Genomic DNA, 13,377 nt, shown 5'->3' with positions numbered 1-13,377 from the left:
TATCCGTTAGGCCGGCGCACCGGTGAATACCGCCGCCACCTGCAAGTAGGGCTGCTCTTCGGTGATCTGGGTATTCTCCAGCCAGTGCAGGTAGTCGTCGAAGACGCGGTTGATCTGGGCAGCGCGGTCCTCTCGGCGTCTCGTGCGGACACTTTCGAGCAGGCTACCGAGCTCCAACTCCATCTGCCCCAGGTGTCGCTGACGCAGAGACTCCAGGGCGGAGAGACGGGCATTGAGGTGCTCGTTGTCTGCGTCTTCGCACTGCTTGCGTTGTTGCTTGAGCAGGTCACGGGCGTGGGCCACGGCGATCGGCAGCAGGGCCTGCAGCCTGCTGGTGTCGCCGGCCTGGCCTGCATTGACCAGCGACCTCAGCGGCAGTTGTTCTTGCAAGACAGAGAAATCTCCACTGGAGACCACCTGGCCCTGCTCGATCTTCACCGCACACCAGGCCTGGATACGCACCTGGCCACGGCGGTTGGGAAAGCCGCCGTGGATCAGCACCCAGTGCTGGTCCGGATCGAGCTGCTGTGGCATGCGAATGACCGGCGCGGTGTGGCGACCAAAGGCATTGAGGGCGCGGTCAGCCAGCCACTCCATGACTGGATGACGCGCCCACAGGTAGTGAATGGCCGGCCAGGGGCTGTCTTCTTCGCGGCAGCGTTTGAGTTCGTCGTAGATCCGCTGCTTGTCTGCGCAGAGGATGAAGCGGTGGTTATCCGGCCAGATTTCATTGGGCAAGTAGCGGAGTCGCTGGCGCAGGTCGTCCGGCGCGGTCAGGCGCACGGTGGAACCATCCACTTCGCTTTGCAAATCCACCCCCTGCTCCGAAAGCCAGCGAAGGGCGGCGCGGGCGTAATCCAGATCGCTGTCGAACAGCCCCGGGCGATGGGCAATAGCCTGTTCGAGGCTGGAGGAAGGTGTTGTCTCCGGAATGAAGGCGGCGAGGCCGCTTTCACTGGTTTGGGCAGTGCTGTCGAGGAAGGCGGCAAACAGTGCGGAGATATCGTCGCCTGCACCGGCGTCAACTCGCTCGATGAACTCGGCGGTTTTGGCTTCCTCCAGCTCGGCGCTACCGAGTCCGTAGAACTCGGACGGATCGCCAATGTTCTTGCCGGCCTGCCGGTCCTTTTCGATGAGAATCTCAAGAATGCGGGCATCACCGCGCACCTTCGAGTTGGCGCTTTCGGTAAGCAGGTAGCGGATCAGCGGCTGACGGGTTTGGCCGTAGCGGTCGATACGGCCATTCCGCTGCTGGAACACCATGAGCGACCAGGGGATATCGAAGTGGATCAACCGATGGCTCATGTGGTGCAGGTTGATGCCTTCGGAGGCGACATCCGAACAGATCAACAGACGAATGGGACTGGTTTGGTTGTTGAAACTGTCGACAGTGGCGGCGAGATCGCTGTCACGCATGTCGCCCCGCAGCACGGCGACTTGGTCGGCCTTGAGTCCGCAGTCTGTCGGCAGGTGCTGTTGCAGGAACTCCAGGGTGACGATGCTTTCGGTGAAGATCACCAGGCGGTCGTCAGCCTGTTTGGGGTTCCAGCCAAAACCATCCCCTCCGCAGAGCAGTTGGCAAAGGCGTTGGTATTTACTGAAATGCTCGACGGTGATGGCGCTGACGGCAGAAAGCAGACCGTTGAGGGTGTCGATATCTTCCTTTACCTCCGGCTGATCGGCTCGTTTCGCCAGGCGGTTGAGGCGATTGCGAATGGTGCTGACGCAGGCCGCCGGGCTGGAAAACAGCGTTTTCTCTAGGGTGGTGCGGAACAATTGACCGCTGCCTTTGCCGTTCAGGGTGTGGAAGCTGCTCTCCATCAGCACGTCATAGGCATGATCCTCCACTTGAGTCGCGCTGCAATGCAGCGTGCCAATGTCACGCTCGGGGAAGCTCTGCGCCAGTTGCTCGCGCACATCGTGCTTGAACCGGCGAATCACCAAGCCCTTGTCGCGGAAGTCTTCGGCGCTATAGTCGGACGGATTGGCGATGGCCGTGGGATCAAGCATGTTGACCAGGCTGGCGAAACTCTCCGCTTTCCCGTCGTGGGGCGTGGCAGACAGCATCACCAGCGTGTCCGAGCGGGTGGCCAGCAGCTTTGCCAATCGGGCGCGCTGCGAGTTGGAGCCGCGCTCGGCCACGTTGTGCGCTTCGTCGATGATGATGATGTCCCAGTAGGCCTGTTCCAGGTAATGGCGGTACTCGATGTCCTGCTTGAGCGTGTCGATGGAGATGATCGACCGGTCGAAGTAGTGGAACGGGTTGTGGTTGGCCGGGATACGGTTGCGTACCCGCTGCAGGCCCTGGGAGTCGAGACGAGTCAAGGGGATGGTGAAGCGACTCCAGAACTCCTGCTGGAACTGGCTGAGCATGGACTTCACCGCCAGCACCAGAATGCGCTTGCCTCGCCCACGGGCGATCAATTCACTAACAAGGATGCCAGCTTCGAGGGTCTTACCCAGGCCGACACTGTCGGCGATCAGGATGCGCTGACGCGGCTGCTCCAGCGCCTGGCGGGCAGGATCGAGCTGAAATGGCAGTAGATCCATAGCGGCCTGATGGGCGATATGGATACGACTGTCGGTCGGCGGCGTCTGGCGCCGGTGCGTGTCCAGATACAACAGGCTGGCACGGTAGCCACTGGAAAGATCATCTACCAACTCTGTCGCTTCGGGTTCGAGCACGCGAATGCCCTGCTCCAGTTTGCTGAGAAACATGGCTTCACGGCCGCGCACCAACTCGGAAAGCCCCTCGCAGGTAATGAGATGACCACCGTCTGAGGTCATGTCGATACGCTTGATACGCCACTCGGCGTCACGGATCTCTACCCGTGCCCCTGGGGCGAAGAGACTGCCCATCTAGATTTCCTCGTCTGCCATTTCATGCCTCAAAGGCAATGGATCACAGGTCTTGCTGGACAAGATGAATCGATGTCCATCAATGGCGGATCTTGGTAGCGAGAACGGCGCTGGAGTGGGCATTTCATATCGCGGAGAAACGCCTGAGGAGGGCCATCCTTGGGATACCACGGCCTGCCTTGCTGCGATGCCCATCACATTATCCAGACTGCCATCACGGGTAAAGGCAAAGTAGCTTGATGCTGGAAACTTTGTCGCCATGATGATCATTTTTTATCCACCCATCCGCCTCGCATACCACCCGAAACAGGTCACTGCCCGAGGTATCCATCCATGATACCCAGCAAGGCCCAGCTCAGCGCCGGCCCTCTATGCCCACCTCACCCGCAGGCCTAGATGCTTGAGCTACTGATGAATGCTATGTAGCTTTCAACTACGCATCCAGAGTGTTTACACGTACAGGTAAAGTTTTCGCGCAGAAGGAGCGGGCATGAAGCGCAAGCAATCGGTAGAAAGCGTTCGCTGGGACCTGGCCCTGCGATATCGTTTGATCGAAACGGTGGCCTGGTGGGAGGGCCGCCTGACGACGAACCACCTGATGCTGAGTTTCGGCATCAGTCGCCAGCAAGCGTCCAAGGACATCAACAGCTACCTCGGCGAATACGCGCCGAGAAACCTCGATTACGACAAGCATCTTAAGGGCTACGTCCCGAGCAAGAGCTTCCATCCCCTATTCATCGACGACAGCGCCAGTGCGTACTTGCACCTTCTCAACCAGAACCACGAGCGCGCCCCACACATTGAGGGCCTGGCACTGGCCTATGCGCACACCGAAGTACTGAAGGTGCCGGATCGCTCCGTACGCCCCGAAGTGTTGCGTCCCCTTCTCCGCGCCTGCCGTGAGGGGCTGCGCCTGGAGTGCGAGTACGTCTCCTTGACCAACCCGGTAGCCGAAACTCGCCTGATCGCCCCGCACACGCTGATCTACACCGGCATGCGCTGGCATGTCCGCGCCTATTGCGAGAAGAATCGTGACTATCGGGACTTCGTGCTGAGCCGTTTTCGCGGCCAACCTGAAGTACTGGATGCGACCGAGAATGGCCGCGACGCCGACGAAGGCTGGGCGACCGAAGTGGAGGTGTTGATCGAGCCGGATCCACGCCTGAAGCCCGACCAGAAGGCTATCATCGAGACGGACTATGGCATGCAGGAAGGTAGGTTGATCGTCCCGAGCCGGGGCGCTCTGGTGCAATACGTGCTGCAACGCTACCAGATTGACCCACACAAGGTTCAGTCCAAGGCCAGCGCGCAACAAATCGTGGTGGCCAACCTGGACGATCTCAGCCGCTGGCTTTACGCCTAAGTCTCGGGGAGGTACAGATCTGGTCACTCACTCGGCCGGACCGTATGCCAGCCGAGCGAGCAGGAGTAGAAATGCGCCCAGCACCATCAAGGCCAGAGCATTATCGAGCGGGGTACCGATGATCCACATGCTGCGTCTCTCCGACCAGTCCAGGATATGAGACATACCCTATTCCCGGTCGACGAACGCGTCGATCTGTCGCCTTTTCGCACGTAAAGCTTTTGCACAGGTCTGCTCGGTTCCTTCACGCATTCCACCATTTTGCCGCAGCACCAGTAGACCCCAGACAGCAATTTCATGGAAACCAATGTCAGCTTTGTGGTTGATGACGTGCAACTGGCTCGGTAGCCCAATAGTGTTTCAGCGCTCAGCTGATTCCGGTGCCCTGATTTCATGGGTTTTTCGAGCGATTGGCATGCTCCGATAGCCTTGAAGACCGCGGAAATCAGGGGCGGTCACCCAACATAGGTGGCATTTCGGTCGGCAGCGCTCACCAAATTCCGGTCAACCGCTCACGAAACTACGGTTCGACTCCAAGTCCTCATGACGCCTATCGGCGTTATCTCGGTATTGTGATTTACTTAAGGCGATAGATATGGGAGCCGCAATGACTTCCGATGATTTTCCTTTGTCAGTTCCGTCCCGGATTGCACTGTGGGTCAAACGCCTGCCTAGAGGACAGCCTTTTTCGATCCGACGTTTTGCGGAATTTGGAACACGCAACGCCGTATCCAAGGCAATGGCCCAGCTGGTCAGCAGAGGCGAGCTCGAGCGGCTACATCGAGGTATCTATATGCGCCCCAAACCCAGTCTGTATGAGACGCAGTTTCGACCTAGTGCCTGGGCGGTGGTGCGCTTGGTTGCCAGGCAGAGCCGCCAAACCCTGCAGATTCACGGCGCCAATGCGGTGCGGATGTTTGGCCTGAGCACTCAGATGCCGCTGATCCAGATTTACTACACCAGCGGGCCCAGTCGATCATTTTTTTTCGGAAAAGCTGAGGTTCGCCTGATACATGCGCCGCCAATGGTCATGCAGCATGCCGGAACCGAAGTGGGGACCGCCATCAGCGCGCTCTTTTATCTCGGCAAAGAGGGGGCGACCACAGAATGCATTGCTGCCATTAAGAAAGCGCTCAAACCCGCAGACCAGACCACGCTAATGACCTGCAAAATGCCTCGGTGGATGCGTAGAGCATTGAGCCACGAATTAGCCCATCCGGCGCGCCAGAGCTAACGCCCAGAGCTGGGAGTCTAAGCTTGAGCGCTCGGTCTGGGCTTCGACTTTGCCGGCTTAACCTTGGCGCGTCTGACTCGGGCAGGCTTAACAAGCTGTTGCTCAAGGGTATTGGCCCGAGCTTGCTCGGCGGCAGCGACCTGCTGCGCCTCGCTAAGTTGTGACAGCGCAATGTCTAGTCGTTGGCGCAACTGGTCGTGTTGCTTGGTAAGAGCCTTAAGCTGAGCGGCGGCCACCCTGCTCTCTTCCCGAGCACGATCGACCTCGCGGTGGGCGCGGTTTTCGATGCCGCGCACATAGGTCGCCGTGGCATCACGCTCTCGGATCAATTGTTGTTGTGCGGCCTGCAACTCCTGACGCAGCACACTGGTCTCCTGCAGGGCCGTCCTGCGTTCCTCGGCAAGTTCCGCGCAACGGTTTTGCTGGTCCGCCAGTTGTGCCTGCTGCTGCGCAAGCAGCAACTCCAAGTCGGCCAGACGGGTCTCGACGGCATGCTGTGCTGCCTGCCCGGCAGCCACCTGCTGCCGGGCCTGGGCTATCAGCTGGCGAGCCTCATCCTCGACCGCGGCCACTCGCAACCGTTCGGCTTCTATCACGGCGCGGCGTTCGGCCAGCGCCTGCTCGGAAACGCCCTCCGCAAGGAGCATGGCCTGTTGCCAGACCGCGACAAAGGCCTGCGAGATCTCCGTCGGCAGCGCCGGCAAGCGTGTTTCGCCACGCAGGCGCTGAGCCAGGCGTTCCCACCACAGGTCTAGCAAGGCGCCGACCCGCGCCGGGCTGCCGCGCCCCAGTTCCTGGCGCACCCGCTCCACCGTCGGCCGCTCGCCACGCTCAAGCACCGCATCCGCCGCCGCGAACACTTCGGTTTCCGGTACGCCTACCGCCATCGCCAGCTCCTCGCTATATTAGGTCTGATAAATGAATGTTATCCGACTCAATCGAATTTAAATTAAATATTTAATACGTTGAACGTAATGAATAATACAAAAATGCTACTCTCCAGCGATAGCAGCCTGCTGGCCGTCGATCGCCTCGATGCCGAGGCCCGTTCCGCCGCCGCAGCGTTCGTCGCCGCCGGCACCGCCGCCAATACCGTGCGCAGTTACCGAAGCGCCCTCGCCTACTGGGCCGGCTGGCTGCAACTGCGCTATGGCCATACGTTGGAGGCGGGGCCGCTGGCCGACACGGTGGCGGTGCAGTTCATCCTTGATCATCTTGCGCGCCCGGCAGACGGAGACTGGACTCACCTACTGCCGCCGGCGCTGGATGCCGCGCTGGTCGACGCAGGCGTCAAAGCCAAACTCGGCGCCCTGAGTTACAACACGGTGCGCCATCGCCTGGCGGTGCTCGCCAAGTGGCATGACCTGAAGAACTGGCCGAGCCCAACCGAGACGGCGTCTGTGAAGATGCTGCTGCGCGAGGCGCGCAAGGCCCAGGTCCGGCAGGGAATGTCTGTACGCAAGAAAACCGCGGCAATGCGCGAACCTCTGGAAGCCATGCTTGCCACCTGTACCGATGGCCTCCGCGGCCAGCGTGACCGCGCGCTCCTCCTCCTAGCCTGGAGTGGCGGCGGCCGGCGGCGCTCGGAGGTGGTTGGGCTACAGGTGGGCGATGTTCGTCAGTTGGATGCCGACACTTGGCTCTACGCCTTGGGCGTCACCAAGACAGAAACCGAGGGCTTACGTCGGGAAAAGCCTCTGCGTGGCCTTGCGGCACAGGCACTCGTAGCCTGGCTGACGGTGGCGCCCGCCTCTACGGGGCCTCTGTTCCGGCGGGTCTATCGCGGCGGGCGGGTCGGGTCAACAGGCTTGTCCAGCGACCAGGTTGCACGCATCGTGCAGCGCCGGGCCAAGTTGGCCAAGCTTGATGGTGACTGGTCGGCACACAGCCTTCGGTCCGGGTTTGTTAGTGAGGCCGGCCGTCAGGGTGTGCCTTTGGGCGAAGTGATGGCCATGACTGAGCACCGCAGTGTCGGCACCGTGATGGGCTACTTTCAGACGGGCACCCTGCTCGACAGTCGGGCCAGTCAATTGCTCGGTCCAGCAGTGTTCGCCCCTGAGCCATCAACAGTCGAGCGGCGAGGCAACGACGTACAACCAAGCGAAGACTGAGCCCCCTACTGCTTGAAATCGCGCGTTGAAGCCGAGGTCATACACATTGCACTGCAGACACGCAGCGCTGCTGCCGTAGGCCTCGCCCAGCGGCCCTTGCCGCTGCAATGGAGGAGCGCGCGTTCGATTGCGCCTGGCTGTAGCGCCACAAAGTTTGTATGGCTGCGCTGCATCCACCTTACTACTCAGCAGCCCCTTAACCGTCCCAGGCTTGCGCGATCATTCCCCATCAGCGTTATTGGGGGGAATACTGGCCAATCCGAAAAGGCAGATGGGCAAGCCGCTCGATGGCTGTCAGGCCCAGCCGGGAGCGGAGAACCAGCCAGCGCGCCGGCTTCTATGCCCGAAATATCTCGGTGACTATAAATTATAGTTGCCGAGATATTTTGGGATAATTCCCTGAGCCCCAGCCCGTTGGTAGGCACCTGTCACTACTCGATGAACCAGTACAAGTGCCTGCAATTTGAAGTCCAATACACCGGCTTGACCCAGCAATTGCGGGCTTCGTGAACTGGTACACCTGCACCGCGTCGCCACTCGCACCTTGGCTACCTGGCCCCGCTGAATTCGCCAATAAGTAATGGGATTCAACGGCGGTCGCTTCAGGCGAGACTGTCGCTGGCGACAGGGCACCTCAAAGGCGCTTAGCACGGCTTTTCAGGCACCAAAATTAGAAGTAAAACATCGCCGTCGCCCGCAGCGAGCCGTAGAACAGCCTGGATGTTGCTGAGGTGCTCAGCTCTGCGCGGGTCCCGAAATTGCGAATAACAAGCGCCTGTCCAGCCTGGGCAGGCCCCAAGAGCTGACGCAAGGCCGCACGGTTGGTGGGCAGATCGAACTTACACAAGTAGTCAGTTCGCAAATACTTGCCTAGGAACCGACTAAGCAGAACTGGGGTGTAATCGGTATTTAGCACCGCGAAGAAATGCCGCGGATCAATGTGAACGAAGAAGCGCGACGCAGCGCAACTCCAGAATCTCAAGCGTGCGAGGAGTTGGTAGAACACGCATTGAAAGAATCGTCGCGCCTCCCAAGGCTGCAGCTGGAGCTTTACCAGCTGCTGCACGGCCTGCTCGGAAAGTCGCGGCTCCACGTTACCACTGCTCAAGTATTCAAACTTTTGCCGAAATATCGACAAGGCCGCGTTATACACGCACACGCTGCGTGGTGTATCACCGAAATCGGGCCGCGAGAGAACAGCACAGCAAGTGCAATCGCGATGCGCTTTGAGCAGGCGCTCTTGATGAAAGCGGACAAAGTCCCTGTAGTACTCGTCGGGCAGGCTCAACTCCGCACAAGGTCCATTCAAGTCAAGTTTCTTACGCCAGACTGTGGTTGTTTCATCACGCAGGAATTCCTGTATCGCACAACCGTCGATAAGGGCTTGTCTACCATCATCGGCAGTCTCATTGAAATGAATCACGTCCATCACCGCCAACCGGTGTAGTCGCTCAGTATTGAAATAAAAAGCAAAGCAAGTTAGTCCGTGGCGGACAATAGTATGGGAACGACAGGCAGCAAAAATCGCTGCCCGACTAGGCACCCAATAGCCGCACTCCTTGCATCGGTAGCCGACCGGATTCCCGAATGGCGTGGGTTTGAATTTCCGAACATCGTGACAACGCTCGCATAGGGGCTTAAGCGGATGGTGATGCCATGGACAACTGGCCACAAAGCGCAGGGAAAAGACTGTTGGAACGAATCCTGTCTCCGCCAGACATTCCGCACAATACTTAATGGGGCCGAAAGCATTCTTCGGGAAAAAGTCGCCGATTCCTTTGATCAAATTGCTATATGACGACGGGCAGCGAGAGCAGGAACAAATCTCGCCCAAAGCCTCCTCGATCTGAGTTTCCCTGCCCTTTTTCGAGCCCCGTCGTGACTTCATTAGCTGAGACATTCTCAGCACTACCCTGCCACTGACACCATTCACCACAGCCGCTTTGTGCAAAATGGCAACAGCATGATCAAACGGCCATGGAAAATTATCAGGAAAAAATAACCCGTTCTTATAATGCATCGCAGAACATCCGAACACTCGTGCGACGAACCGCTTCAGTGACCAGTTTCTCATCGACTTCAAACAAGGCGCTGTCATGCGGAGCGATAAGCAGCAATAGGTCGACGATCGACTCACGCACGTGCTGCATAGGGAGATTGTTGACGTACTTCCCCGCCACGCTTTCGTCGAATGCCTTCCAGAGCAAATCCGCCAGCGGCGCCAGCCTGAGTCCTGCGGCAAAGGCCTCTGGCGCGAAGAAAGCGGTATAGCTGATACCCGATCCGACGGGGTACTCGGAACCCTCGTCACACGCCTGCAGTATCGTCGCCAGTTCGTCGACCTTCTGGCACCCGTGGAACGGAATAATTTCTGAAAAAAAGCGAGCCACTGTCTGCAGGTGCTGCACCGCCCTAAGCCCGCTGAGTAGCTGATATATCTCCGATTGCGCAAAACCGATGACCGTTAGATATATGTCCTGTAACTGCAGATAATTGTAGAGGTCCGCTAACACGTGAAAGTCGTTGTGACGCCAATGTTGAATCTCATCGATAACTAGCACGCATTGTGGCGCGGGCTGACCGGTCACATGCGCCTCAATATAGGCCAGCAGGTGCTGAAGAAAATCTACGCCACGTGATGCAGGCTTCGTATGCTCCGACTCACATAACTCCTTCAATGCGGACTGCCGCCGGCCGGGTTCGCGGTGGCGGGCGATGTGGAGCACCGTGAAAATGTCCGGCAACTGGACCTTTAACTGCTCGGCGACAAATTTTGCACAACGGGATTTGCCGACCCGCGACGCGCCTTCGAACAGCACGCCAGATCGTCTGGCGGCCACCCGATCGAGACTCAAGCGAAGGACGCGCACCATCTGGTGCGTGATAAACAGCGCCTGGTCGGTCTTGAGAGGGTGAGCCGTGATGCTCATCGCTCGACTCGGTTAAGCGCGCGACCAGGCGTGGGCAGTTCACCGTATTCGCTATCTGCTTGGATGAAGTAGTCCGCTCGCGCTGCCCGGCTTTTTCGGGGTTGCGGGTTTTCCGCCTGCTGGGTCGCCGCTTCCCGGCCGATGGACAACGCCACTCCAGCTTGTCCGTGCTGAGTGAAGTAATCACTGAGTTGCTGAACTGGGCATTTATCCTCATCGATCTTCAGGTCGCCAGAACGGATCAAGCTGTTCACCTTGCGGCGCACGGAGGGCGTATGCTTGAACTCTCCCCACCACCCCTGAGCCTGGAGAAAGCCAATACACTCACCGTTGGGCAGATAGGCTTTGACCGCTCGGTAATCGTGATTGTCGACTTCAATCAACAATTCCATGCCAACAAAGCCGAAATCACCAGCGAGGACTCCGTTGGTGTAGCGCACCCGATCTAATTGGATGTAAGGACGACGTCCACTGTCGCAGCCACCACGCACAGTCGCTTTGCGAGTGGCCAGATCCGCCTGCAATCGCTCTAGCTGGTCGGCTGCGTAGTGCGGAATCAGTGCGTCCTGGCGGAAGAACTGTTCCAGACAACCCAGCGGAGAAAGGAGCCCCAGCCCTTCGCTGGGCGTGACATTGTAGTTGGCGAGCATCACATCTATAGCATCCTCCATCAGCGTGAAGTCTATTTCGTATTTCACGGCCTTTTGCTCGGCGTCCTTGGCCCGCCCGGCATGAGGATGACTTCCAGTAGATGAGACCAATCCGTGAACTTTCCGAGCCACCTCCAGAAAGGAACGTTCTATTTCCGCGCGTGCTTCGAAGTGCCCCACCGGCCCGATGCACACCTGGAAACCGAAGTCGCGACGTGCCCCCGTTGTAATTTTCTTGGCGATGTTAGATAAGTGAGCGTCTGCAAAAAAAGCCCCGAAGCCGACTCCCTGGCAGCCTTCAATGATGCCCGAAGGCAGCCCTGCGCCTGGCCGATACCTATACTCTTCGTTTGCTAACGCTCTTGGGCACCATTTCCCCAGGCAGGCCTGGGCGATAACTTCACGCACATCGGCCGCCGAGACCTCACTTCTCAGAACGAGCTTATAGGCCAGGACTGCATGGGAAAAAGGTTCGATTAGCGACAACAACCAGATCCGATCAATCGCGACCCATTGATAGGAACCCGGAATTTCCTCTATGCGCAGCGCGAAAATGGCATCGATGGAATGCCCATCAAGCTGCGCGCAATCGAAAGGCCGCTTAGGGCGAATGAAACGTCGATGACCTGTGCCAGTCGCCAGATGAGCCACGGCGTCTTCCTCGCCGTGGGCATGAATGTATTGAACCGCGAACCTGGAACGCAGCGCTGTTAGGTACTTCCGGATGGATGTACGGCCGCCGTGTTTGGTATTGAAAGGCCAAGCCGGCGAGACAATGCCTGCCTTCTCCAGCGTCCGGTAGAACGCTGAGACCAAGTAACTCATCCCCCCTCGGGCGTCATTTAAGACCGCACCGGGAGTACGGAGTAGGTCGATCACCGCCACTTCAATTTCAGGGTGCTCGGACAACAGCAGGTTGAGCGCCCCCGTCAGCCCCCCCTGCTGCTCGGATCGCTTCACGCCAATGGGCTTACGACGCTCATAGGGAACAACCCGGGTATGCGAGATTAACGCCCGCTCGCCAAAACAATGCCCCTCTTCATCCAAAGTGCAGAAGCGCTGTACAAGCCGGTTGACCTCGTTGGACGGCAACCCAGTTTGCAGCCTGATCGCTTTCATTGAGGCCCCGTCGATGTACATCGACACGGCGAGCCGCCTGCTGGCGAAATCCGCCCACTGCGCCTTTGGTACCGTCGCTGGCTCGACGCGCGGCCACTCGCCCAGCCTGATGGACTGAGGGATCGCGGTACGTTTCATGATGGCCCCCTAAACGACCATGTCGTCCGTTGAGTGGGGGTAGACTCCTCAATCTCGAGCGCCACAACACCTTCAATAGTGAGACGCACCATGGCACTAACTAGATGCGTCGGTGCAAGCATGGGAAATGCATGCAGCAATCCACCAAACGTACCTTCCTGCTCCAGCTTCACGTACTCACAAACCGTCTTCTGAACGTGATTCATCTGGGATTGATTGCGCGTAACCGCGATGAAATGCATAAGGCGGAGACGTGGCAGTAACTCATATTGGCGGGCAGTGCGTGTCGACTCATCGAACAAGCGGTATAATGCCCCGTTATTCTCAGCCAACTCCCGCTGCTTAATTATCTGTTCGCTAGAGCGCACTTCATCAACATAGCCAGCCTTGACTTCATGCCACTCCAGAATGCCGCTAGAGTTCCTAGCCACCACATCTGGCCTAGTCCGGCGGCCGCCTACTTGGTCACCATACAACTCGTCGGCTGTCGGAATCCAGAAGTCAACAATATCGGAATCAAATTCGATATTCAGCAACCAGTGCGCGAGCTCTTGGTTGCTTTCCAAGACAAGGTCGTCGCGCTTCTTATGGCTATAGACTAACCATAAGTAGCTACGTGTAGATCGTCGACTACGGAGCCTCGCGAGAAAAGCATTCTCTGGTGTCTTGTTGGGCATAGCCACCCCTTCTCATTTGAGTTGAGCCTTGGGGGTGACTCACCTCTCCCGCGCGTGAAGTCCATTTAAGTGAGGGGGCATGCACCAACTACAATGATAGCCACTATCAATCGATAACCTATAAAATAAAAAACTAAAAAGTTAATTTAATATGCATCCTCGGCATATAAGCCCAGAGAATTCCTTGAGAATTCTCAACTATAAATTACACCTAGTATCTAGATGCACAGAAGACTGCAGGGTTATGAAGTCAGCACGCATATGAGGGTCACCATTGAATGGTGCAAGTTTTTTGG

The 13,377-nt window shown here is 58.0% G+C and carries 10 protein-coding genes; 3 read left to right on the top strand and 7 right to left on the bottom strand.

Going from position 1 to position 13,377, the window contains the following annotated elements:
• Positions 1-6: 6 nt before the first annotated feature.
• Together BLR75_RS09085 and BLR75_RS26440 are read right to left on the bottom strand one after the other, a co-directional pair.
• Positions 7-2,859, bottom strand: a complete 2,853-nt coding sequence (locus BLR75_RS09085) for a DEAD/DEAH box helicase (RefSeq protein ID WP_084310579.1) — start codon at positions 2,857-2,859, stop codon at positions 7-9.
• Entirely contained in the window at positions 2,860-3,129 is a 270-nt protein-coding gene (locus BLR75_RS26440; RefSeq protein WP_139207005.1) for a hypothetical protein, read from the bottom strand. It lies immediately after the preceding gene.
• Positions 3,130-3,349: 220 nt separating this feature from the next.
• Here BLR75_RS26440 and BLR75_RS09080 point away from each other — a divergent pair, with 220 nt between their 5' ends.
• On the top strand, positions 3,350-4,222 hold the full coding sequence (locus tag BLR75_RS09080; RefSeq protein ID WP_084310580.1) for a helix-turn-helix transcriptional regulator: 873 nt from the start codon (positions 3,350-3,352) through the stop codon (positions 4,220-4,222).
• Between the two features lie 607 nt (positions 4,223-4,829).
• Positions 4,830-5,456 (top strand): DUF6088 family protein, encoded by a 627-nt coding sequence (locus tag BLR75_RS09075; protein ID WP_084310581.1) that lies wholly within the window; start codon positions 4,830-4,832, stop codon positions 5,454-5,456.
• A gap of 17 nt (positions 5,457-5,473) precedes the next feature.
• On the opposite strand, the gene BLR75_RS09070 is transcribed toward BLR75_RS09075, so the two are convergent.
• Complete coding sequence (locus BLR75_RS09070; protein ID WP_084310582.1) at positions 5,474-6,343, bottom strand: DNA-binding protein; 870 nt, start codon at positions 6,341-6,343, stop codon at positions 5,474-5,476.
• Positions 6,344-6,421: 78 nt separating this feature from the next.
• On the opposite strand from BLR75_RS09070, the gene BLR75_RS09065 reads away from it, so the two are divergent.
• Positions 6,422-7,567 carry a tyrosine-type recombinase/integrase gene (locus BLR75_RS09065; RefSeq protein ID WP_371858110.1) on the top strand — a complete coding sequence of 382 codons (1,146 nt, stop codon included), beginning with the start codon at positions 6,422-6,424 and terminating at the stop codon, positions 7,565-7,567.
• Positions 7,568-8,237: 670 nt separating this feature from the next.
• On the opposite strand, the gene BLR75_RS26435 is transcribed toward BLR75_RS09065, so the two are convergent.
• Genes BLR75_RS26435 through BLR75_RS09040 form a run of 4 tightly spaced genes read right to left on the bottom strand, consistent with a single transcriptional unit; the run spans position 8,238 to position 12,970 of the window.
• Positions 8,238-9,587 carry a hypothetical protein gene (locus tag BLR75_RS26435; RefSeq protein ID WP_139207004.1) on the bottom strand — a complete coding sequence of 450 codons (1,350 nt, stop codon included), beginning with the start codon at positions 9,585-9,587 and terminating at the stop codon, positions 8,238-8,240.
• On the bottom strand, positions 9,577-10,497 hold the full coding sequence (locus tag BLR75_RS09050; RefSeq protein ID WP_084310586.1) for an ATP-binding protein: 921 nt from the start codon (positions 10,495-10,497) through the stop codon (positions 9,577-9,579). Before BLR75_RS09050 ends, BLR75_RS26435 begins: the two co-directional genes overlap by 11 nt.
• Entirely contained in the window at positions 10,494-12,404 is a 1,911-nt protein-coding gene (locus BLR75_RS09045) for a hypothetical protein (RefSeq protein ID WP_084310587.1), read from the bottom strand. The genes BLR75_RS09050 and BLR75_RS09045 overlap by 4 nt, the downstream gene beginning before the upstream one ends.
• Complete coding sequence (locus tag BLR75_RS09040; protein WP_084310588.1) at positions 12,401-12,970, bottom strand: hypothetical protein; 570 nt, start codon at positions 12,968-12,970, stop codon at positions 12,401-12,403. The genes BLR75_RS09045 and BLR75_RS09040 overlap by 4 nt, the downstream gene beginning before the upstream one ends.
• Positions 12,971-13,377: the final 407 nt, after the last annotated feature.

Origin of the sequence: Pseudomonas jinjuensis, assembly GCF_900103845.1 — a bacterium.
GTDB lineage: Bacteria > Pseudomonadota > Gammaproteobacteria > Pseudomonadales > Pseudomonadaceae > Pseudomonas > Pseudomonas jinjuensis.
Note: the sequence above shows the minus strand (reverse complement) of the source record. Positions and strands in the feature narration are given on the sequence as shown.

Coding starts and splice junctions, on each gene's coding strand:
- BLR75_RS09085 (WP_084310579.1), bottom strand. CDS start 2,859: ATGGGCAGTCTCTTCGCCCCAGGGGCACGGGTAGAGATCCGTGACGCC.
- BLR75_RS26435 (WP_139207004.1), bottom strand. CDS start 9,587: ATGCATTATAAGAACGGGTTATTTTTTCCTGATAATTTTCCATGGCCG.
- BLR75_RS09075 (WP_084310581.1), top strand. CDS start 4,830: ATGACTTCCGATGATTTTCCTTTGTCAGTTCCGTCCCGGATTGCACTG.
- BLR75_RS09080 (WP_084310580.1), top strand. CDS start 3,350: ATGAAGCGCAAGCAATCGGTAGAAAGCGTTCGCTGGGACCTGGCCCTG.
- BLR75_RS26440 (WP_139207005.1), bottom strand. CDS start 3,129: ATGATCATCATGGCGACAAAGTTTCCAGCATCAAGCTACTTTGCCTTT.
- BLR75_RS09045 (WP_084310587.1), bottom strand. CDS start 12,404: ATGAAACGTACCGCGATCCCTCAGTCCATCAGGCTGGGCGAGTGGCCG.
- BLR75_RS09050 (WP_084310586.1), bottom strand. CDS start 10,497: ATGAGCATCACGGCTCACCCTCTCAAGACCGACCAGGCGCTGTTTATC.
- BLR75_RS09070 (WP_084310582.1), bottom strand. CDS start 6,343: ATGGCGGTAGGCGTACCGGAAACCGAAGTGTTCGCGGCGGCGGATGCG.